The sequence below is a fragment of the Bradyrhizobium sp. 139 genome, assembly GCF_023074175.1.
Lineage (GTDB): Bacteria > Pseudomonadota > Alphaproteobacteria > Rhizobiales > Xanthobacteraceae > Bradyrhizobium.
Genome location: NZ_JADPKS010000139.1, coordinates 1 through 20,318, shown reverse-complemented (window position 1 = coordinate 20,318; position 20,318 = coordinate 1). Strand labels below are relative to the sequence as shown.

Below are 20,318 nucleotides of genomic sequence, written 5' to 3'. Positions count from 1 at the left end.
ACCAACTCTGCTGCGCGATGGATTCCGGGTTCGGCTCTTCGAGCCGCCCCGGAATGACCGATCGAAGGGAAACGCAATGCCGGTACCGCAACATATCTTCGAGCCGCCGTTCAACATCATCCGCTCGAGCCACGTCGTGCTCGACGTGACCGACCTGAAGCTCAGCCGCAAGTTCTACGAGACCACCGTCGGCCTGCATGTCGAGGATGCCGACGACAACGTCGTTTACTTGCGCGCGGCGGAAGAGCATCAGCATCACTCGTTGGTGCTGCGCAAGGCGGCCGTGCCTGCCTGCAACCGCCTCGGCTTCAAGGTCGGCAACGACGGGGATCTCGACAAGGCCGCCGCGTTCCTGTCCGAGAACGGGCTCGGCTACGCCTTCGTCGACCAGCCGTTCCAGGGCCGCACCCTGCAATTCACCGACCCCTTCGGCTTTCAGATCGAGCTTTATGCGACGATGGACCGGCGGCCGCATCTGCTGCGCCGCTACGATCTCTACCGGGGCTGCCATCCGCAGCGACTCGATCATTTCAACGTGTTCGCTGCCGAGGTGCAGGACACCGTCGAGTTCTACGCACGGCTCGGCTTCCGTCTCACCGAATACGCCGAGGAGGACGGGCCGAACGGGCGCATCGCCGCCGCCTGGATGCATCGCAAGGGCAATGTCCACGACTTCGCCATCACCAACGGCAAGGGCCCGCGGCTGCACCACTTCGCCTATTGGACGCCGACGGCGATGAACATCATCCATCTCTGCGATGTCATGGCCTCGCAGGGTTTCGTGAAGAACATCGAGCGCGGCCCCGGACGCCACGGCATCTCGAATGCGTTCTTCCTCTATGTCCGCGACCCCGATGGACACCGGCTCGAGCTCTACACCAGCGATTACTTCAGCGGCGATCACGACCACGAGCCGCTGCGCTGGTCGCTGCGTGATCCGCGCCGCCAGACATTGTGGGGCGCGCCCGCCCCGCGCTCCTGGTTCGAGCAGGGCTCGCCCTTCGCAGGCCAGGCCGTGCGCGAGCCGAAATTCGTGGCCGACGTGCTGGTGGCCGACTGATGACATCCCCTCGCCTCGCCACATTCTCCGTGAAGGGCACGACCAAGTATGGCGCCGTCGTCGAGGGCGGCATCGTCGATCTCTCCGCACGTCACGCGAAAGACTATCCGACGCTGCGCGAGGTGATCGCGGCCGGGAAGCTTGCGAGCTTCGCCGAGGAAGCCGCCGGCCGCGCGCCGGATCATGCGCTCAGTGATATCATCTGGCTGCCGCCGGTGCCCGCGCCGGAAAAGATCATCTGCATCGGCGTCAACTATCCCGAGTACAAGGACGGCCAGGACGCGCCGAAATATCCAAGCATGTTCATGCGCTCGCCCCGCTCCTTCGTCGGCCACGACACGCCGCTGGTGCGCCCGCGCGCATCAGTGCAGCTCGACTACGAGGGCGAGATCGTGCTGGTGATCGGCAAGGCCGGCCGGCACATTCCGGAAAGTGCCGCGCTTGATCACATCGCCGCAGTCACCCTCTGCAACGAAGGCTCGGTACGCGACTGGCTGCGCCACGCCAAGTTCAACGTCACGCAGGGCAAGAACTTCGATTCCAGCGGCAGCCTGGGTCCGTGGCTCGTCCCGTACACGCAGGAATCGCAAATCGCGGACGTTCGTCTCACCACGCATGTCAATCGTGAGCTGCGGCAGGACGATCGCACCAGCCGGCTGATGTTCCCGTTCCGCACTCTCATCAGCTATATCTCGACCTTCGCAACGCTCGTCCCCGGCGACGTCATCGTCACGGGCACGCCGACCGGCGCTGGTGCGCGGTTCGATCCGCCACGCTATCTGAAGCCGGGCGATGTCGTCGAGGTCGAGGCCGAAGGCATCGGAAGCTTGCGCAACGGTGTCGTCGACGAAGCCTGAACAATTGAAGTGGAATAGTGCAATGACCACCCTCACCGGCGGCGAAGCGATCGTAAGCGGCCTTGTCGCCCATGGCGTCGATACCGTGTTCGGTCTGCCCGGCGCGCAGGTCTACGGCCTGTTCGACGCCTTCCACCAGGCCCAGCTCAAGGTGATCGGCGCCCGGCATGAGCAGGCTTGCGGCTACATGGCGTTCGGCTATGCGCGCTCCAGCGGCAGGCCCGGCGTGTTCAGCGTGGTGCCCGGCCCCGGCGTGCTCAACGCCAGCGCGGCGCTGCTGACCGCTTTCGGCTGCAACGAGCCGGTGCTGTGCGTCACCGGCCAGGTGCCGACGCAGTTTCTGGGCAAGGGGCGCGGTCATCTGCATGAGATGCCGGACCAGCTTGCGACGCTGCGCACCTATGTGAAATGGGCGGATCGGATCGAGTATCCCGGCAACGCGCCGACAGTCGTGGCGCGCGCCTTCCAGGAGATGACGTCCGGGCGGCGCGGCCCCGCCTCGGTCGAAATGCCCTGGGATGTCTTCACCCAGCGCGCCGACACCGCGGCCGCGCAGGTACTGGAGCCGCTTCCCGCGCCGCTGCCTGATCCTGATATGATCAAGCAAGCGGCAGCGCTCATCAAGGCCAGCAAGGCGCCGATGATCTTCGTCGGCAGCGGCGCGATCGATGCGCGCGAGGAAATCCTCGAGCTTGCCGAGATGATCGACGCGCCTGTCGTCGCCTTCCGCAGCGGCCGCGGCATCGTCTCCAACGCGCATGAGCTCGGCCTGACCATGGCGGCGGCCTACAAGCTGTGGCCGAAGACCAATTTGATGATCGGCATCGGCTCGCGGCTGGAGCTGCCGACCATGTCGCGCTGGCCGTATCGTCCCGACGGGTTGAAGAGCATCCGCATCGATATCGACCCGGTCGAGATGCGGCGTTTCATCTCGGACACCGCCATCATCGCCGATGCCAAGGCCGCAACCGCCGATCTCGCCGCAGCCGTCAGCAAGGCGGGTTACGGCAAGACCGCCGGCCGCCGCGCCGCGATCCGTGAGGCTAGCGCGGCCGCGCAACAAGACATCCAGCGCATCCAGCCGCAGATGGCGTACCTGAACATCCTGCGCGAGGTGCTGCCGGCGAACGCGATCGTCACCGATGAGTTGTCGCAGTTCGGCTTCGCCTCCTGGTACGGCTTTCCGATCTACGAGCCGCGCACCTTCATCACCTCGGGCTATCAGGGCACGCTCGGCTCCGGCTTTCCGACGGCGCTCGGTGCCAAGGTCGCCAATCCCGACAAGCCGGTGGTGGCGATCACGGGCGACGGCGGCTTCATGTTCGGCGTGCAGGAGCTTGCAACTGCCGTGCAGTTCAACATCGGCGTGGTGACGCTGGTGTTCAACAACAACGCCTATGGCAATGTCCGCCGCGACCAGCGCGAACGTTTCGACGGCCGCGTGGTGGCCTCCGACCTGGTCAATCCGGATTTCGTCAAGCTCGCGGAGTCCTTTGGCGTCGCAGCTGCACGCGTGGCGGCGCCGGATCAGTTCAAGGCGGCGATGGAGAAGGCGCTCGCGCATGGCGGGCCGTATCTGATTTCGGTCGAGGTGACGCGGGACTCCGAGGTGAGCCCCTGGGCATTCATTCACCCGCCGAAGCCGTAATCGAAGCATCGTCTTCCGGGACTCTTCCCTTCTCCCCTTGTGGGAGAAGGTGCCTTCCCGAAGGGAAGGCGGATGAGGGGTCTCTATCCGCGGAGACAGACCCCTCATCCGTCTCGCTGCCGCTTCGCGTCAGCGATCCACCTTCTCCCACAAGGGGAGAAGGAAGGTCAGCGCGTCCTGCGAAAAGTCAGATTGACCCGTTTCCGGCCGAGCAGCGCGTGCTCGCCGTCGGCGAGCGGCGCGACGCCATGATAGGCGAGCCTGCTAGCCCCGCCCCAGACCACGACGTCGCCGTGGACCAGCCGGAACCGGCGCGGCTTGTCGCTGTGCGCCATGCCGCCAAACAGGAAGGTCGCCGGCAGCCCGAGCGAGACCGAGACGATCGGCGCGGACATATCCAGCTCGTCCTTGTCCTGATGCAGCGACAGCCGCGTGCCGGGCTCGTAGCGATTGACGAGACACGCATCGGGCGCAAAGCCGGTGAACCCGCCCTGCTCCGCCGCACGGCGGGCCAAATCGCGGAACACCGGCGGCATCGCGGGCCAGGGCGCGCCGGTTCGCGGATCGACCGGATCGTAGCGGTAGCCGGTGTGATCGGTGATCCAACCGCGCTCGCCGCAATTGGTCATGGCCACCGACATCTGGTAGCCGCCGGGGGTGGTCATCCTTCGAAACGGCGACTGCGCCACGATCGCGCGCACGGCCGCGATCAGCTCGCTCTCGATCGGCCTGACGAAGCCGCGCAGCAGCACGGCACCGTCGGCGATGTCCTCGCGCGGGGGCTGCGCTTCGGCGGCGCTGTCAAATAAGTCTGTCGTCAATCGCCGCGCTCATTTGGCATGGTTTACTTGGCATCATGGAAGATCACACCCAGCGTGTGGCGCTGGCCGGACCTGATGCGGCTGACGCCATGGCGCAGATTAACGCGGTAGGTGCCGCGTGTCCCCTGTACCGGACGATGGTGCACGGCGAAAGCCACCGCGTCACCCTGCGCCAGCGGCACGACTTCGGCGCGCGACTGCATGCGCGGGCGCTGCTCGGTGAGCACGAACTCACCGCCGGTGAAGTCGCATCCCGGCTCGGACAGCAGGATCGCGATCTGAAGCGGGAACACGTGCTCGCCGTAGAGGTCCTGATGCAGGCAATTGTAGTCCCCGGCCTCATATTGCAGCAGCAGCGGCGTCGACCGCGCCTGCCCCGCTTCGTGGCACCGCTTGAGGAACGCCGCGTGCGCAGCGGGGTAGCGGATGTCGATCCCCATCGCCTCGTTCCAGCGATTGGCGATGCCTTGCAGATGCGCGTACAGAGCCGGGCGGAGCTGCGCGATCAGATCAGGCAGCGGATAGGAGAAGTACTTGTACTCGCCGCGGCCGAAGCCGTGGCGGCCCATGACGATGCGGCTGCGGAAGTTGGCATCATCAGGATAGAGCGCGGTGACGGCGCGGCACTGGTCCCGCGTGAGCAGGCTCTTGAGGACAGCGCAGCCCTGGGAGTCGAGTTCGTCGGTGATCTGCGGCCAGCCGAGGGCATCGACGCGGGAGGCGATGTCGACGGCCTCATCGGCAGCGGGAGCGCGTTTCGCGATTGCCATGGCGATCATCCTATCTCTCCGTCATTCCGGGCTCGCGCCCAAGAGGCGCGCCCCGGAATGACGGAGAGTGTGTCGCAAATCTCGACGGTAACAACCACCCGATTTCCGGACGGAACCTAACCCAGCACCGGCAGCGTCACCACGTCGTACCCGTGCCTGATCGTCCGCTTCAGCATGGGGTCCTCGAGCTCGAACTCGAACCGGTCGGCGGGGCGGATGCCGCCCTTGGCGGCAAAGGTGCCGCCGAACATGGCGCACCCGTCGGGGAGCTTCCCACCCGGAAAGCCGCGCGCAATGAGATCGTCGACCGGCAGCATCGCGTCCAGCGTGCCCTCCTGATAGAGCACGCGTTCGCCCTTGATCCAGGCGTAGGAGCGCAGGATCATCTTGTCCCAATGGCCGATGACGTCCTCAAGCTCCCACAGCGTGGATGCGATCGGCTTGTCGCACATCTGCTTGGAGACGGTGACGTTGTAGGCCTCGACCTTGCGGTCGGTGTGGTCGGAGCCGCAGCCGACGAAGACGCGGCCCTGCCAGCCGATCAGCACGAACTCGACCTCGCCGCTGGAATCGTTTCCAGTGCATTCGATGCGGTCTTTCATGGTCAGCCTCCGCGCCGAGACGCGATAATAGATCGGCGTCGAGGCAGGCCGCGCGATGCCCATGGCCTCCAGCTCGGCGATGTGCTTGTCGCGCGCGATCGCGTCCCGGCCGGTCCACCCGGCGATGACCGCCTGGTCGATCTCGAGGGTCAACGGTGTTGTGGTGTCCCGGGCGTCGACGGTGAATGTCAGGTCAAACACGGATCACGGCCTCCATGCCGGCAGCAAGCTCGAAAATACGGCGGTCGGATCCGCCCGCACCCGCCAGCATCAGGCCGACCGGAACGTCGCGTTCGCGATGCGCGGGCAGCGAGATGGCGCAGCCGTCGATCATGTTGATGAGGGTGCAATTGCGGAGCGCCCGCAAGTTTTCCTTGGTGAACGCCTTGTCATCGGCGAGATCGGAAATCTTCGGCGGCGTGTTGGCGGTGGTGGGCAGCGCGAGCGCGTCATAGGGCGCGATCCGCGCATTCACCCGCGCGATCAGCGAGCGGCGTTCGTTGAGGAGATCGATGTAATCGGCCGCGCTCTGCGCCTCGCCGCGCATGATGCGGACGGAGACCCTGGGATCGTAGACGTCGCCCTTGGCGGTGATGAGATAGCGATGCCAGGCGTAGCTTTCGGAGGCGGCGAAGCCACCTTTGGCGTTCATCGGGCCGATGTCGTGGAATTCGGCCATTTCGATGCGCTCGATGATCGCGCCATGATCGGCGAGGTTCTTGAGCACACGCTCGAACGTTTCGGCCACTTCCGCGTCGAGATCGTCGAGCGCAATCGTGGTCGGCACCGCGAGCCGCATGCCCTTTACCGTCCGCGGCTTCAGCGGGGCGATCGGCTCGTTCGCAAGCACGGCATCGAGAATGGCACAGCACCTGACCGACCGCGCCAGCGGCCCGATGCTGTCGAGCGAGAAGGATAGCGGCACGGAGCCGTCGAGCGGCACGCGCCGCTGCGTCGGCTTGTAGCCGACGATGCCGTTGAAGGCCGCCGGAATCCGGCAGGAGCCGCCGGTGTCGGTGCCGAGCGCGGCATGTGCCATGCCGTCGTGCACCGAGACCGCAGCGCCCGAGGATGAACCGCCGGGCACGTGGCCCTCGGCCCGGTTCCAGACGCCTTTCGGCGTGCCATAGTGCGGATTGATGCCGATGCCGGAATAGGCGAACTCGGTCATGTTGGTGCGGCCGATCACGACGAAGCCGGCCTTGCGCAGCCGCGCCACCGTTGTCGCGTCCTGCGCGGCCGGCGGGGAATCGTCGAGCGCGCGGGAGCCGGCGCGCGTCACCTGACCCTTGATGTCGAAGAGATCCTTGATCGAGACCGGGATACCGGCATAACGCGACGGCACCGCCTTCACCTTGCGCAGGCCGTCCATCGCGTCAGCAGCGGCGAGCGCGGCGTCCTTGTCGACATGGATGAAGGCGCGCTGGCCCTCGCCGGCCGGATCGACGATCCTGGCGATGCACGCCTCGACCAGTTTTCGGGAGGTGGTGCGGCCGCTTTCGAGGTCTTCGGCGAGCTTCGCCAGTGTCGGAAAATCGGGCATGTCTGTCTCACGGAATATTGCGCGCGCAATCTATAGCGCCGCATCAGTTCGACACAAGCATTGTGCGCATGATGGCATGCATGCGGATTGCTGGACCGTTGACGCGCCATGGTCGATTGTCGCATCAAGATCGAAACGGGCGGGCTTGAAACCTGCCGCCTGGGAGGACCAGCCAAATGGCCGAACCGCAGCGCGCGCGACCAAAACCGACGCCGGAGACCCAGCATTTCTGGGACGGCACCAAGGCGGGCGAATTGCGCCTGCAGCGCTGCGACGCCTGCGCGCATGTCTATTTCCCGCCGCGCCCGTTCTGCCCGTCCTGCGCCTCGCGCAAGGTCAGCACGTTCAAGGCGAGCGGCAGGGGTTTCCTCTACAGCTACGTGATCAACCACCGTCCCGCCGCGCCCGGCTTCACCCCGCCTTACGCGATCGCGGTGGTCGAGCTTGCCGAGGGGCCGCGGATGATGAGCAACATCATCGACTGCCCGCAGACGCCGGAAGCGCTCGAGCTCGACATGAAGCTCGAAGTCGCGTTCCAGGAGCTCGACGACACCATCACCCTCCCCGTCTTCCGTCCGGCGAAGGGGTAAACCATGCGCAGCAACCAGGTTGCCGTCGTTGGCGCGGCCGAGACCACCGAGCTCGGAATCATCGCCAACATGTCGCAGCTCCAGCTTCACGCGGACGCGGCGCTCAATGCCATCGCCGATGCCGGGCTGAAGCTGTCGGATATCGATGGCTTCGCCACCGCGGTCGAGACGCCGCAGCAGGTCTGCCACTATCTCGGCATCAAGCCGACCTGGGCGGACGGCACCTCGGTCGGCGGCTGCTCCTTCATGCTCCACGTCCGCCATGCGGCGGCAGCGATCGAGGCCGGCCTGTGCAAGACCGTGCTGATCACCCATGCCGAGAGCGGCAAGTCGATGATCGGCAAGGCGCCGCGCTCGATCCCCGCGGACAGCCTGCAAGGCCAGTTCGAGGCGCCGTTCGGCGTCTACGGCCCGCCGAGCATGTTCCCGATCCCCGTGCTGCGCTTCATGAAGACCTACGGCATCACCCACGAGCAGCTCGCCTCAGTAGCCGTCGTGCAGCGGGAATGGGCGGCGAAGAATCCGCGCGCGATGATGAAGGACCCGATCACGGTTGCCGATGTCCTCAACTCGCGCATGATCGCCTATCCGTTGCGCCTTCTTCAGTGCTGCCTCGTCACCGACGGCGGCGGCGCGCTGATCCTGACCTCGGCCGACCGCGCCAGGGATTTTCCGCGCAAGCCCGTCTACATCATGGGCACCGGCGAGAGCGTGGAGACGCCGATGGTGAGCCAGATGGAGACGTTTAATTCCTCGCGCGCGTTCAAGACCGCAGGACCCCTCGCCTTCAAGGAGGCCGGCATCGCACACAAGGACGTCGATCATCTCATGATCTACGATGCCTTCGCGCATCTGCCGCTGTTCGGCCTCGGCGACCTCGGCTTCATGCCGCATGAGGAGACCGGCAGGTTCATCGCAGACGGCAACACGCGCCCCGGGGCTAAGCTGCCGCTCAACACGAATGGCGGCGGATTGAGCTACATGCATTCGGGCATGTACGGCATGTACGCGCTCCAGGAGAGCGTGCGCCAGATGCGCGGCATCGCGCCGGCACAGGTGCCAAATGCGACAATTTCAGTGTGTCACGGCGTCGGCGGTATGTTCGCGGCGTCAGGCACGATCGTGTTTACGAACGAGAGATAAGGCCCGTCATTCCGGGGCGGAGCGCAAGCGACCGCTATGATGCGCAATTGCGCATCTGAGAATCCATCGGGCGGCAGGCGAGCTGGAGAAATGGAATTTGGGCTCGCGCCAAGAGGCGCGCCCCGGAATGACGACGGAAATTGGAGCGCATAGCGGAGAACCCACATGACAAAATCACTGCAAGACAAGGTCATCATCGTCACCGGCGCGGGCCGCGGCATCGGACGCGAGATTGCGCTGCTCTGCGCGGCGGAAGGCGCCAAGGTCGTCGTCAACGACCCCGGCGTCGCCGCCGATGGCGCCGGTACGAGTTCATCCCCTGCCGAGGAAGTGGTGGAGGAAATCAAGAAGCGCGGCGGCACCGCCGTCGCCAATTTCGAGTCGGTGGCGGAAGCGATCCCCGCCAGCAAGATCGTCAAGACCGCGACCGATCATTTCGGCCGGCTCGACGGCGTCGTCAACAATGCCGGCATTTTGCGCGATATGATCTTCCACAAGATGAGCGTGGAAGCGTTCGAGGCAGTCATCAAGGTTCACCTGATGGGCTCGTTCTACGTCTCGCACGCCGCGGCGCGGATCTTTCGCGAACAGGAGAGCGGCTCCTTCGTGCACTTCACCTCGACCTCCGGCCTGATCGGTAATTTCGGACAAGCCAATTACGCGGCCGCCAAGCTCGGCATCATCGGCCTGTCGAAGTCGATCGCGCTCGACATGGGCCGCTTCAACGTCCGCTCCAACTGCGTCTCGCCTTTCGCCTGGACCCGCATGATCGGCACCATCCCGACCGAGACCGAGGCCGAGAAGGCGCGCGTCGAGAAGATCAAGCAGATGGGACCGGAGAAGATTGCGCCGATCTGTGCCTACCTGCTCTCCGATACCGCCAAGGACGTTACCGGGCAGATTTTTGGCGCGCGCATGAACGAGCTGTTCCTGTTCAGCCAGAATCGTCCGCTGCGCTCGGTGCATCGGAGCGAGGGCTGGACGCCGCAGTCGATCGCGGAACACGGCATGCCGGCGCTGAAGGGCTCATTCTACAAGCTCGACCGCTCGGCTGACATCTTCCCGTGGGATCCCGTCTAGACGGAATTCCAGCTATTGCTGCGTTGCGATCTCCAGTTGTCCGGCCGGAGATCGCCCGCATTACGCCCGATTGCGGGCGAATGGTTTCCTTCCAAACAAAATCCGGGAGGAAATCATGGCAAGACCTCTGACCTTTCCACAAAACGAGAACAACGCGGGCGACCCCAACCGCCGCACCGTCCTGAAGGGCGCAGCGGCGGCGCTTGCGGCGACGAGCATTGGAGCACAGGCCGCTTCGGCGGCAACCGTCGCACCATTCGGCCAGACCGGCGCGCCAACGCAAGCAACCGAGCCGTTGCCCCTGGGACCGCTACCCGGCAGCCGCTACCCTGACTCCCATCTGGAATCCGCCAAGAAGGGGCCGCCATCATTCGGCCCCCCCGGTTTTCCGGCCTTCGCCGGCACGATGGCCGTTGAGCGCGTTGCAACCGGTTTCCGCTGGGCCGAGGGGCCGGTGTATTTCGCGGCCGGACGATACCTGTTGTTCAGCGACATTCCCAACAACCGCATCATGCGTTTCTCGGAGGATGACGGTCACGTCAGCGTCTACCGTCAGCCCTCGATGAACTCGAACGGTAATACCATCGATCGCGAAGGACGCCTGATCACATGCGAGCACAGCGGCCGGCGCGTGACGCGGACCGAACTTGACGGCTCGATCACCGTCATCGCCGATAAATTCAACGGCAAGCGGCTGAACTCGCCGAACGATGCGGTCGTCACTGCCGATGGCGCGATCTGGTTCACCGACCCCGCCTACGGCATCGGCGGCTTCTATGAAGGGATCAAGGCCGAGCCCGAGCAGGAGAAGAAGAACGTCTACCGGGTTGATCCGAAGTCCGGAGATGTCAAGGTCGTCGTCGACGATTTTGTGGAGCCCAATGGGCTCGCCATCTCGCCCGACGAGAAGAAGCTCTACATCTGCGAGACCGGATTCACGGACGGACCGGACAATCCATCGCATATCCGCGCCTTCGACCTCGACGTGACGGCGGGAAAGGTATCGAACAGCAAGGTCTTTGCAGAGATGCCAAAGCCGAGCATCACCGACGGCGTCCGCTGTGACACCGAAGGACGAGTGTGGTGTTCGGTGGGCTGGGGCGATCCGAACGAAGACGGCGTGCGCTGTTATACGCCGTCGGGCGATTTGCTCGGCAAGATTCACATTCCGGAAACAGTGGCGAATCTGTGCTTCGGCGGTCAGCAGCGAAACAGGCTGTACATCTGTGGCTCGACGTCGCTCTATGCCGTCTACACAAGTGTGCAGGGCGCAATGAAGCCGTGAGCGAATAGCGCGTGAGGAGTAGCGAATAGTTGGCGGCGACACGCCCTCTGTTCGCTACTCGCCCCCTCAACCCGTGTTCCTCAGCCCGGCCGAAATGCCATTGATCGTGAGCTGAATCCCGCGCAGCACCTGCTCGTCCGGGTTCTGCGCGCGGTGCTCCTTGAGCAGCTCGACCTGCACGTGGTTGAGCGGATCGAGATAAGGGAAGCGGTGGCGCACCGAGCGCTCCAGCAGCGGGTTGCCCTGGAGCAGCCGGTCCTGGCCCATGATGTCGAGCAGCGTCTCGATGCAGGAATGCCATTCGCGGCGGATACGGCCAAAAATCTTTTCGCGGAGCGCCTCGTCCGGCACGAGCTCGGCATAGCGCGAGGCGATCGCGATCGAACTCTTCGCCAGCACCATGTCCATGTTCGAGAGCAGCATGCGGAAGAACGGCCATTCCTTGTAGAGCTCTTTCAGGAACGGCATGCCCTGGTCGGGATGCTCTGCGATCCACTGCTCGACCGCGCTGCCGAAACCGTACCAGCCCGGCAGCATCAGGCGGCATTGTGCCCATGAGAACACCCAGGGAATCGCGCGCAGGTCTTCGATCGCGCGGGTCTTCTTGCGCGAGGCCGGGCGGCTGCCGATGTTGAGCGTCGCGATCTCGTTGATGACGGTGGATTCCCAGAAATAATCGACGAAGCCGTCGGTCTCGTAGACGAGGCCGCGATAAGCCTTGAAGGCGAGATTTGAAAGCTCGTCCATCGCGGTCAAATATTCGCGGCGCGGCGCGCTCTGGCGTGGATGGAGGAGGCTGGCCTCCAGCGTCGCGGCGGCGAGAATCTCCAGATTGTTGCGGCCGACCTCGGCGTTGGAATATTTCGACGAGATGATCTCGCCCTGCTCGGTGATGCGGATCTGACCGTTCACGGCGCCGCCGGGCTGCGCGATGATGGCGTCATAGCTCGGGCCGCCGCCGCGGCCGACCGAGCCGCCGCGGCCGTGGAACAGGCGCAGCCGTACGCCGTGGCGCTCGAACACGTCGACGAGGCCGATCTCCGCCTTGTAGAGCTCCCAGCCCGAGGTGACGAAGCCGCCGTCCTTGTTGCTGTCGGAGTAGCCGAGCATGACCTCCTGCACGCTGCCTCGGCTGTCGACCAGACGCCGATAATCGTGCAGCGACAGCATGCGGTCCATGATGCTGCTGGAGGCCTGCAAATCCTCGATGGTCTCGAACAGCGGCACGATGTTGATGGCGCTGCGTCCGGAAGGATGGACGAGGCCGACCTCCTTCAACAGCACCGCGACCTCGAGCATGTCGGACATGCCCTTGCACATCGAGATGATGCATTGGGGAATGGCGTCCGAGCCGAACTTCGCATGCGCCTCCGCGGCGGCATGGAAGACGTTGAGCTCGCCCATCGTCTCGTCGCTGTATTTGACGAATGGCGACACCAGCGAGCGCGTGCTGCGCAACTCGTTGGTGAGCAGCGAAATACGGGCATCTTCGCCGAGTGCGAGATAGGACGTACCGGGACTCGCGGCGTCCATCAGCTCGGCGATGGTGCGTTCGTGCACGGCGGAGTTCTGGCGGATGTCGAGCCGCGCCAGATGGAAGCCGAAGCAGTCCACCGCGCGGCGCAGCAGCCGCAGCCGGCCGCGGGCGATGACGCGGGCGTTGTTGGAGATCAGCGAGCGGTGCAGCACGTCGAGATCGGCCTGCAGCTCATTGACGCTCTCGTAAGGCCTGCCCTTGCCGACCGGCCGGCGCGTGATCTCGACCTCGAGCATTTCGGCCGTGGCGGTGAGGCGCGCATAGATGCCGGAGACCGCGAGGCGATAAGGCTCGCCGCTCCGGTGCGGCGAGGTATCGGGCGAGCGCTCGGCCAAGGTTCGCAGCTCCTCGGACACGTCGGCGAGATGCGCTGCGATCGACAGCTCCGAGCCGAGCACGTGCAGCTCTTCGAGATAGAACTGCATCACGCGGCTCGACTGGAGCCGCAGCGTCCCGCGCATCACGTCGGCGGTGACGAAGGGATTGCCGTCGCGATCACCGCCGATCCAGCTCCCCATGCGCAGGAACGAGGCTAGTTCGCTGCTCGCATGCTCGTCGCCCTCCTCCAGCCGGTCCTCCAGCGCGTTGACCAGCCGCGGCACCTCGCGGAGAAAAGTGTAATCGTAGAACGAGAGGCCGTTGGCGACCTCGTCGAGCACGGTGAGCTTGGTCCGGCGGAGCAGATTGGTCTGCCACAGGGTCAGCACCTCGCGGCGAAGCTGCTCGTCGCTGGCGGCCGCCTCGTCCGCGGTCAGCGCGACACGCTCGCGGCGGTCGAGCAGGGCCGCGACCTGCATCTCACGGTCCATGGTGCTCTTGCGGCGGACCTCGGTCGGATGCGCGGTCAGGACCGGGCTGACCAGCGCGGTCTTGAAGAAATTGCGCAGTCCATCGGAGCCGATCCCGGCGTCCCTCGCATGGGACAGCGTCTCCGCCAGCACGCCGGAGCCGTTAACAGCGCTGCGGGCGCGCATCTGGCGGATGTTGTTCTGGTCCTCGGCAATGTTGGCGAGATGGGAGAAATAGCTGAAGGCGCGGACAATCCGCACCGTCTCGGAGGTCGACATGCTGTCGAGGATCTGCTCGAGCTCGCGGCGGGCGAGCCGGTCCTCGTCGCGGTGGAATCGGATCGAGGTCTGGCGGATGCGCTCGACCAGATCGAACAATTCGGCGCCCTCCTGATCGCGCACGGTATCGCCCAGGATGCGTCCGAGCAGGCGGATGTCGTCCCGCAGCCGTGCATCTGCCTCCAGCGCCTGGACGTCCTCGGGGCGGTTAGGACGGTGGTCAATGGCTTCGGACGGCACGGTCTGGAGGGACATGGCTCGCTTCCTTGTTCGAGCTCGCTTGGCTGCCCGGCTCAGCCGAGTGTGCAAGTTTTTTGCCGCAGCGCAAGGTGAAGTTGGGGGCGGCGCACACTGAGAGGGGCTATCGTTGGTTTCGGCTAGGCCGGCACGATCACCTTGCCGATCGGCCAGAGCGCGATGCCGGCGAGCTTCAGATGAGCCCAGGCGAAGGGGATGCCGATGATGGTGACGGCCAGCACCAGCGCCGTCACGAGGTGGCCGAGCGCCAGCCACCAGCCGGCCAGCACGAACCAGATGATGTTGCCGATCACCCCGAGCGGGCCTGTGCCGATATCCTCGACACCGGTCACCTCATAGCGATTGACCGCCCGCGAGCCGAACGGAAGCAGCGTGTAGACGGCGATGTTGAACGCCGCCCGCGCCCAGGGCAGGCCGATGATGGTGACGGCCATGATGACCGCCGCGACCAGCCAGCCGAACGCCATCCAGGCGCCGCCGATGAGAATCCAGAGCAGATTGAGCAGGATGGAAACGGGAGCCATGGGATGATCCGCAGTCAATGATCCTGTTTGTATAGCATGACCGAGGTTAAACACGAGAAGCGTAGCCCGGATAGAGCGCAGCGCAATCCGGGTATCAGCCGCGCATGGGGCGATGCCGGTCCCGGATTACGCTTCGCTCCATCCGGGCTACGAATCTGGGTTAGATCTTCCGTCCCGCCTGCTCCCAATAGGGATCGCGCAGGCGGCGCTTGAAGATCTTTCCGGAGTCTTCGCGCGGCAGACCCGTGCGGATCTCGATGTGCTTGGGCACCTTGTAGTCGGCGAGCGACGTCTTCAGCCGGATGCGGACATCGGCGGCATCGAGCGTGATACCGGGTTGCGGCTCGACCACCGCCATCAGCGCCTCGCCGAACTCGGCATCGGGGATGCCGAACACGGCGCAATCATGTACGCCGGGCACTGCGTGGAGCACGGATTCGATCTCGGCCGGATAGATGTTGACGCCGCCGGAGATCACCATGTCGCGCTTGCGGTCGCAGATGAAGACGTAACCATCCGCGTCAACGTAGCCGACGTCGCCGGAGGTGATGAAACCGTCGCGATCGATCTCGGCGCGCTTTTCCGGCTTGTTGTGATAGGTGAAGTCAGCCATCCCGGCCATGCGGGAATAGATCTCGCCGATCTCGCCAACCGGCAGCACGCGGCCGTCCTCGCCGATGACCCGCAGCTCGGCGCCGGGCGAAATCTTGCCGACCGTGCCGGGCTTTTTGAGCGCATCCTCGGAGGTCGCGAAGGTGACGGCGCTGGATTCGGTGGAGCCGTAGAATTCATAGATCACCGGCCCCCACCATTCGATCATGGCGCGCTTGACGTCGGCCGGACACGGCGCGGCGGCATGGATGATATGGCGCAGCGACGAGACGTCGTACTTCTTGCGCACGGTGTCCGGCAGCTTCATCAGGCGGATGAACATGGTCGGCACCATGAAGATGGTGTCGATTTTGTAGCGCTCGATCAGCTCAAGGAATTCTTCCGCCTCGAAGCGCGGCATCAGCACCAGCGCGCCGCCGAGCTTTCCCGCGCGAATGCCGAACGAGTTCGGTGCAGAGTGATAGAGAGGCCCCGGCAGGATCGCGCGCGCACCGGGCTTCAGCCCGTAGATCATCGCTCGCATGCGTTCGCCAGCGGCCTGCTGATCCGGCGTCGGCGCGTTACGCCGCACGCCCTTGGGATGGCCTGTTGTGCCCGAGGTGTAGATCATGTTCATGGGCTGCGGCACGACCGGGCCGTCATAGGGCTGGAATGCCGCGAGCCATGGCTCGAAATCGATCGCGAAATCCGGTGTCTTCAAATGATCCGGATCGATCTTGTAGCTGGAGAGGATCTCCGGTGGCGTCGGCACGCTGAGCACGGTGACGCCCTTTGGAATTGCATCGCGCAAGGCATGCAGCATGTCGGCATGTGCGATCAGCACGGAGGTGCCGGTATCTCTGAGAATGTAGTTGATCTCCTCCGGCTTGAAATGCCAGTTGATCGGTACGCCATAGGCCCCGAGCCGCATCGCGGCGTAGGCTGCCTCGAGGAAGGCGATGTCGTTTCGCATCAGCATGCAGACGCAATTGCCCTGCCTGACGCCGAGCTTGGCAAGACCGGAAGCGATGCGGTCGGCGCGATTGGCGACCTCGGCGTGAGCACGGCGGCGCTCGCCGGAGACGATGCCGCGGAATTGGGACGTTTCGCTCATCTGTTTTTCTTTGTTGTTAGCTGCGGTGCCAGTTCGTCGTCATCACCGGGCTTGTCCCGGCGATCCACGTTCTTGCTTCGTCGCCATGGGCTAAGAACGTGGATGGCCGGCCATGACGGAGAGAATGTCAGTCTGCGAACGTCGGCGCGCGCTTCTCGAGGTTGGAGCGCACTGCTTCCGTCTGGTTCGCACTGCCGATCAGCTTCTGCTGCTCGATGGACTCGGCGAGCAGCGCGGGGCCCGGATCAACGGAGAGATTATTCAACAGGCGTTTCGCCGCGCGGATTGCATCAGGGCTTTTTCCGGCGATCTCGCGCGCAACTTCCAGAGCCGTAGCGCGCGGGTCATCGCAGATGCGGGTGGCGAGGCCGTAAGCCATCGCCTCCTGGGCGGAGAAGATGCGGCCGGTGTAGGTGAGATCGCGCAAAATGTCGTCGCGGACGAGAGTTGCGAGGATCGGCGTGCCGGCCATGTCGGGCACAAGGCCCCATTTGATCTCCATCACCGACATCCGCGCATCGGCTGAGAGAAAGCGCATGTCGGCGCCGAGCGAGAGCTGGAAGCCGCCGCCGAAGGCGACGCCATGCACGGCTGCGATCACCGGAACCGGCAGCTGGCGCCAGCCCCACACCGCCTGCTGCGGAAAATTCGCCTGGCCGTGGGTGCGGGCGGTGGGATCGCGATTTTCGCCACCCGGAATTCCGTTGCCGCCCTTCTCCTGCATGGCGGCGAAACGCCCCATGTCGAGACCGGCGCAGAAGGCGCGGCCTTCGCCGGACAGCACCACCGCACGCACGCCCTTTTCCTTCGAAAGCCGGTCGGTTGCGGCGACAAGGGCCTCGAACATGGCCTGATCGAGCGCATTCATCTTGTCCGCGCGCACCAGACGCACGTCGGCGACGCCTTCCGAGATCGAGATCGAGACGCGCTCTTCCATGGATGAATTCTCCCCTGTTCTTGTTCAGTGCCGCTTTACAGGAAGACGGCGGCCGGATTTAGTCAATCGACCAATTAACCGACAATCCGTGCGGGGGGAACAGTCATGTTCAAGGAAAATCTTCTGGCCGGCCGGAGCATCCTAGTTACCGGCGGTGGCACCGGACTCGGCAAGTCGATGGCGGCGCGCTTCCTCCAGCTCGGCGCCGAGGTGCACATCTGCGGCCGGCGCAAAATCGTCTGCGACGAGACCGCCACCGAACTGATGGATCAATATGGCGGCCGCGTCACCAGCCACGGCGTCGACATTCGCAATGCGCTCGCGGTCGAGGAGATGATCGAAAACATCTTTCGCGATGACCCCCTCACCGATCTCATCAACAACGCCGCCGGCAATTTTATCTCACGCAGCGAAGAGCTCTCGCCGCGCGGCTTCGATGCCGTCGCCAACATCGTCATGCACGGCACGTTCTATGTCACGCATGCTGTCGGCAAGCGCTGGATCGCCTTGAAGCAGCCCGGCAACGTCGTCTCGATTACCGTAACCTGGGTGCGCAACGGCTCGCCCTACGTGGTGCCGTCCGCGATGAGCAAGTCGGCGATCCACGCCATGACCATGTCGCTTGCGACCGAATGGGGCCGCTACGGCATCCGCCTCAACACCATCGCGCCGGGCGAGATTCCGACCGAAGGGATGAGCAAGCGCATCAAGCCGGGCGACGAAGCCGGCGCGCGCACCAAGGCGATGAATCCGATGGGCCGCGTCGGCACCATGGAGGAGTTGCAGAACCTCGCGGTGTTCCTGATCTCCGGCGGCTGCGACTGGATCACCGGCGAGACGATCGCGATGGACGGCGCCCAGGCACTCGCGATGGGCGGCAATTTCTACCAGCTCCGCGACTGGAGCGACGACGACTGGAAAACCGCGCGCGAAAGCATCATGGCGCAGAACGAGAAGGATCGGGCCAAGAGAGGGTAATTGCCTGCCGCGGATGCAGCGCAGCGCGCCGCCTTCGGCGTGGTGCGCTGCTGAGCCGGGGCCCAGCTGTCTTGCACAAACGGGAAGAGTGGGTCCCGGCTCTGCGCGGCAGCGCGAGAGCGCTGCAGCGCATCCGGGACACCGAGACGTTTGCCGCTCTCCCGTATTGTCTTTGCGGCCGGATGACGTCACACTCCGCGGCATAAAAACAAAACGCCTACGGGAGAAACATGTCCACCTCACAGCCATTGGCGAATCTCGCCGACATGGTGCGCGAGCGCGCGAAGAGCCGCGGCGATGCGATCGCCTTTGAGTTCGAAGGCCGCGTCACCAGCTTTGCCGAGTTCGACGTGAACACGAACAAGGTCGCAAACGCGTTGATTGCCATGGGGGTGAAGAAGGGCGAACGCATAGCCTATCTCGGCAAGAACAGCGACATCTATTTCGAGCTGCTGATGGGCGCGATGAAGGCCGGTGTGGTGATGGCACCGGTGAACTGGCGGCTCGCGGGCCCCGAGGTCGCTTTCATCGTGGGCGACTGCAAGGCGCCGGTGCTGTTCGTGGGGCCGGAATTCATCGCGCAAGTCCGGCAGATCAAGGATCAGTTGCCCAGCGTGCGCACGATCATCACCACCGAAAGCGACGCGCCGGAATGGCAGGATGTTATCGCATGGCGCGATGCGCAGGGTGGCGATAATCCCAGGGTGCCGATCGATACCAAGGACATCGCGATCCAGCTCTACACGTCAGGCACGACAGGCAAGCCCAAGGGCGCGATGCTGTCGCATGCCAACTTCCTCAACCTCGTGCAGACCGGCAATGCCGCGGAAAAACCGGAGTGGAACCGGTGGTCGACCGACGATGTATCGCTGGTGGCCATGCCGATCTTCCACATCGGCGGCTCCGGCTGGGGCGTGATGGGGCTCTATCACGGCGCCCGCGGCGTCATCGCACGCGAGTTCGATCCGACCAGGGTGCTGGATTTCTTCGAACAGTCCGGGATCACGAAACTCTTCATGGTGCCGGCTGCGATGCAGTTCGTGGTGCGACAGCCTCGCGCGAGAAGCGTCGACTTCTCGCGCCTGAAATACATGCTCTATGGCGCATCGCCGATTCCCGCGGCGCTGCTGAAGGAATGCATCGAAATCTTCAAATGCGGCTTCGTGCAGATGTACGGCATGACCGAGACCACCGGCACCATCGTCGCGTTGCCGCCGGAGGATCACGTCGAGGGGCTGGAGCGGATGCGCTCGGCCGGCAAGGCGCTGCCGGGCATCGAGATCGCGATCCTGGGCGCCGACGGCGAGCCGCTGCCGCCGCGCCAGGTCGGCGAGATCGCGACGCGCTCGGGCTCAAACATGGCCGGCTACTGGAATTTGCCGGAGGCGACCGCATCGACGCTGCGCGGCGACGGCTGGCTGCGCACCGGTGACGCCGGTTACATGGACGAGGACGGTTACCTCTACATCCACGACCGAATCAAGGACATGATCATCTCCGGCGGCGAGAACATCTATCCGGCCGAGGTCGAGAGCGCGCTGTGCGATCATCCTGATGTCGCGGAAGCGGCCGTGATCGGCGTGCCCGATGACAAATGGGGCGAAGCCGTGAAAGCCGTCGTGGTGATGAAGCCAGGCAAACAGGCGACCGCCACCGACATCATCAACTTCACCCGCGAGCGGATCGCCGGCTACAAGTCCCCGAAGAGCGTGGAGTTTTTGTCGGCGCTGCCGCGCAATCCCTCGGGCAAGATCTTGCGGCGGCAGTTGCGGGAGCCGTATTGGGCGGGGAAGGATCGGCGGGTGAATTGATCGCGTAGCAACCATTAAGTATGGCCCCCGATTTCCGCAAGCATGACGCCGCGCTTGCGGCCGTCAAGGCGTGGCCTGTCGGCAGCGGATGTGAGGAGAGGC

General features: G+C 64.6%; 17 protein-coding genes. 9 read left to right on the top strand and 8 right to left on the bottom strand.

The window, feature by feature from the left end; all coding sequences use genetic code 11:
• The first annotated feature begins 76 nt into the window (after nt 1–76).
• The 3 genes from hpaD to IVA80_RS30770 are packed head-to-tail and all read left to right on the top strand — an operon-like array spanning nt 77 to nt 3,565.
• Nucleotides 77–1,060, top strand: coding sequence for a 3,4-dihydroxyphenylacetate 2,3-dioxygenase (gene hpaD / locus IVA80_RS30780; protein WP_247438529.1), 984 nt, complete (start codon nt 77–79; stop codon nt 1,058–1,060).
• Nucleotides 1,060–1,917, top strand: coding sequence for a fumarylacetoacetate hydrolase family protein (locus tag IVA80_RS30775; RefSeq protein ID WP_247438527.1), 858 nt, complete (start codon nt 1,060–1,062; stop codon nt 1,915–1,917). Before hpaD ends, IVA80_RS30775 begins: the two co-directional genes overlap by 1 nt.
• Nucleotides 1,918–1,939: 22 nt before the next feature.
• The gene (locus IVA80_RS30770; RefSeq protein WP_247438526.1) at nt 1,940–3,565 is read left to right on the top strand and encodes a thiamine pyrophosphate-dependent enzyme; all 1,626 of its coding nucleotides are present in this window, start codon (nt 1,940–1,942) and stop codon (nt 3,563–3,565) included.
• Nucleotides 3,566–3,732: 167 nt separating this feature from the next.
• On the opposite strand, the gene alkB is transcribed toward IVA80_RS30770, so the two are convergent.
• From alkB to IVA80_RS30750, 4 genes are all read right to left on the bottom strand, one after another.
• On the bottom strand, nt 3,733–4,386 hold the full coding sequence (gene alkB, locus IVA80_RS30765) for a DNA oxidative demethylase AlkB (RefSeq protein WP_247438524.1): 654 nt from the start codon (nt 4,384–4,386) through the stop codon (nt 3,733–3,735).
• A 23-nt stretch (nt 4,387–4,409) separates the two neighbouring features.
• Complete coding sequence (locus IVA80_RS30760; RefSeq protein WP_247438522.1) at nt 4,410–5,156, bottom strand: 2OG-Fe(II) oxygenase; 747 nt, start codon at nt 5,154–5,156, stop codon at nt 4,410–4,412.
• A 116-nt stretch (nt 5,157–5,272) separates the two neighbouring features.
• Nucleotides 5,273–5,959 (bottom strand): DUF2848 domain-containing protein, encoded by a 687-nt coding sequence (locus IVA80_RS30755; protein ID WP_247438520.1) that lies wholly within the window; start codon nt 5,957–5,959, stop codon nt 5,273–5,275.
• Entirely contained in the window at nt 5,952–7,301 is a 1,350-nt protein-coding gene (locus IVA80_RS30750; RefSeq protein ID WP_247438518.1) for an amidase, read from the bottom strand. Before IVA80_RS30750 ends, IVA80_RS30755 begins: the two co-directional genes overlap by 8 nt.
• Nucleotides 7,302–7,477: 176 nt before the next feature.
• Here IVA80_RS30750 and IVA80_RS30745 point away from each other — a divergent pair, with 176 nt between their 5' ends.
• The 4 genes from IVA80_RS30745 (at nt 7,478) to IVA80_RS30730 (ending at nt 11,399) form a co-directional block, all read left to right on the top strand.
• Nucleotides 7,478–7,891 (top strand): Zn-ribbon domain-containing OB-fold protein, encoded by a 414-nt coding sequence (locus IVA80_RS30745; protein WP_247438516.1) that lies wholly within the window; start codon nt 7,478–7,480, stop codon nt 7,889–7,891.
• A gap of 3 nt (nt 7,892–7,894) precedes the next feature.
• A complete protein-coding gene (locus IVA80_RS30740; protein WP_247438514.1) occupies nt 7,895–9,034 on the top strand; it encodes a thiolase in 1,140 nt (379 codons plus the stop codon).
• 165 nt (nt 9,035–9,199) lie between these two features.
• Nucleotides 9,200–10,114 carry an SDR family oxidoreductase gene (locus IVA80_RS30735; RefSeq protein WP_247438512.1) on the top strand — a complete coding sequence of 305 codons (915 nt, stop codon included), beginning with the start codon at nt 9,200–9,202 and terminating at the stop codon, nt 10,112–10,114.
• A 115-nt stretch (nt 10,115–10,229) separates the two neighbouring features.
• A complete protein-coding gene (locus tag IVA80_RS30730; protein WP_247438510.1) occupies nt 10,230–11,399 on the top strand; it encodes an SMP-30/gluconolactonase/LRE family protein in 1,170 nt (389 codons plus the stop codon).
• A 66-nt stretch (nt 11,400–11,465) separates the two neighbouring features.
• On the opposite strand, the gene ppc is transcribed toward IVA80_RS30730, so the two are convergent.
• From ppc to IVA80_RS30710, 4 genes are all read right to left on the bottom strand, one after another.
• Nucleotides 11,466–14,258 (bottom strand): phosphoenolpyruvate carboxylase, encoded by a 2,793-nt coding sequence (gene ppc, locus IVA80_RS30725; RefSeq protein WP_247438508.1) that lies wholly within the window; start codon nt 14,256–14,258, stop codon nt 11,466–11,468.
• A gap of 122 nt (nt 14,259–14,380) precedes the next feature.
• Complete coding sequence (locus IVA80_RS30720) at nt 14,381–14,785, bottom strand: YccF domain-containing protein (protein WP_247438506.1); 405 nt, start codon at nt 14,783–14,785, stop codon at nt 14,381–14,383.
• A 160-nt stretch (nt 14,786–14,945) separates the two neighbouring features.
• Complete coding sequence (locus IVA80_RS30715) at nt 14,946–16,490, bottom strand: acyl-CoA synthetase (RefSeq protein ID WP_247438504.1); 1,545 nt, start codon at nt 16,488–16,490, stop codon at nt 14,946–14,948.
• A 127-nt stretch (nt 16,491–16,617) separates the two neighbouring features.
• A complete protein-coding gene (locus tag IVA80_RS30710) occupies nt 16,618–17,427 on the bottom strand; it encodes a crotonase/enoyl-CoA hydratase family protein (RefSeq protein WP_247438503.1) in 810 nt (269 codons plus the stop codon).
• A gap of 105 nt (nt 17,428–17,532) precedes the next feature.
• Here IVA80_RS30710 and IVA80_RS30705 point away from each other — a divergent pair, with 105 nt between their 5' ends.
• Complete coding sequence (locus IVA80_RS30705) at nt 17,533–18,405, top strand: SDR family oxidoreductase (protein ID WP_247438502.1); 873 nt, start codon at nt 17,533–17,535, stop codon at nt 18,403–18,405.
• A gap of 230 nt (nt 18,406–18,635) precedes the next feature.
• The gene (locus IVA80_RS30700) at nt 18,636–20,216 is read left to right on the top strand and encodes a fatty acid--CoA ligase (protein WP_247438500.1); all 1,581 of its coding nucleotides are present in this window, start codon (nt 18,636–18,638) and stop codon (nt 20,214–20,216) included.
• Nucleotides 20,217–20,318 lie beyond the last annotated feature (102 nt).

Bases quoted from the DNA above. Each gene is read 5' to 3' on its own strand.
- hpaD (WP_247438529.1), top strand. From the start codon at position 77: ATGCCGGTACCGCAACATATCTTCGAGCCGCCGTTCAACATCATCCGC.
- IVA80_RS30775 (WP_247438527.1), top strand. From the start codon at position 1,060: ATGACATCCCCTCGCCTCGCCACATTCTCCGTGAAGGGCACGACCAAG.
- IVA80_RS30770 (WP_247438526.1), top strand. From the start codon at position 1,940: ATGACCACCCTCACCGGCGGCGAAGCGATCGTAAGCGGCCTTGTCGCC.
- IVA80_RS30760 (WP_247438522.1), bottom strand. From the start codon at position 5,156: ATGGCAATCGCGAAACGCGCTCCCGCTGCCGATGAGGCCGTCGACATC.
- IVA80_RS30750 (WP_247438518.1), bottom strand. From the start codon at position 7,301: ATGCCCGATTTTCCGACACTGGCGAAGCTCGCCGAAGACCTCGAAAGC.
- IVA80_RS30745 (WP_247438516.1), top strand. From the start codon at position 7,478: ATGGCCGAACCGCAGCGCGCGCGACCAAAACCGACGCCGGAGACCCAG.
- IVA80_RS30740 (WP_247438514.1), top strand. From the start codon at position 7,895: ATGCGCAGCAACCAGGTTGCCGTCGTTGGCGCGGCCGAGACCACCGAG.
- IVA80_RS30735 (WP_247438512.1), top strand. From the start codon at position 9,200: ATGACAAAATCACTGCAAGACAAGGTCATCATCGTCACCGGCGCGGGC.
- IVA80_RS30730 (WP_247438510.1), top strand. From the start codon at position 10,230: ATGGCAAGACCTCTGACCTTTCCACAAAACGAGAACAACGCGGGCGAC.
- ppc (WP_247438508.1), bottom strand. From the start codon at position 14,258: ATGTCCCTCCAGACCGTGCCGTCCGAAGCCATTGACCACCGTCCTAAC.
- IVA80_RS30720 (WP_247438506.1), bottom strand. From the start codon at position 14,785: ATGGCTCCCGTTTCCATCCTGCTCAATCTGCTCTGGATTCTCATCGGC.
- IVA80_RS30715 (WP_247438504.1), bottom strand. From the start codon at position 16,490: ATGAGCGAAACGTCCCAATTCCGCGGCATCGTCTCCGGCGAGCGCCGC.
- IVA80_RS30710 (WP_247438503.1), bottom strand. From the start codon at position 17,427: ATGGAAGAGCGCGTCTCGATCTCGATCTCGGAAGGCGTCGCCGACGTG.
- IVA80_RS30705 (WP_247438502.1), top strand. From the start codon at position 17,533: ATGTTCAAGGAAAATCTTCTGGCCGGCCGGAGCATCCTAGTTACCGGC.
- IVA80_RS30700 (WP_247438500.1), top strand. From the start codon at position 18,636: ATGTCCACCTCACAGCCATTGGCGAATCTCGCCGACATGGTGCGCGAG.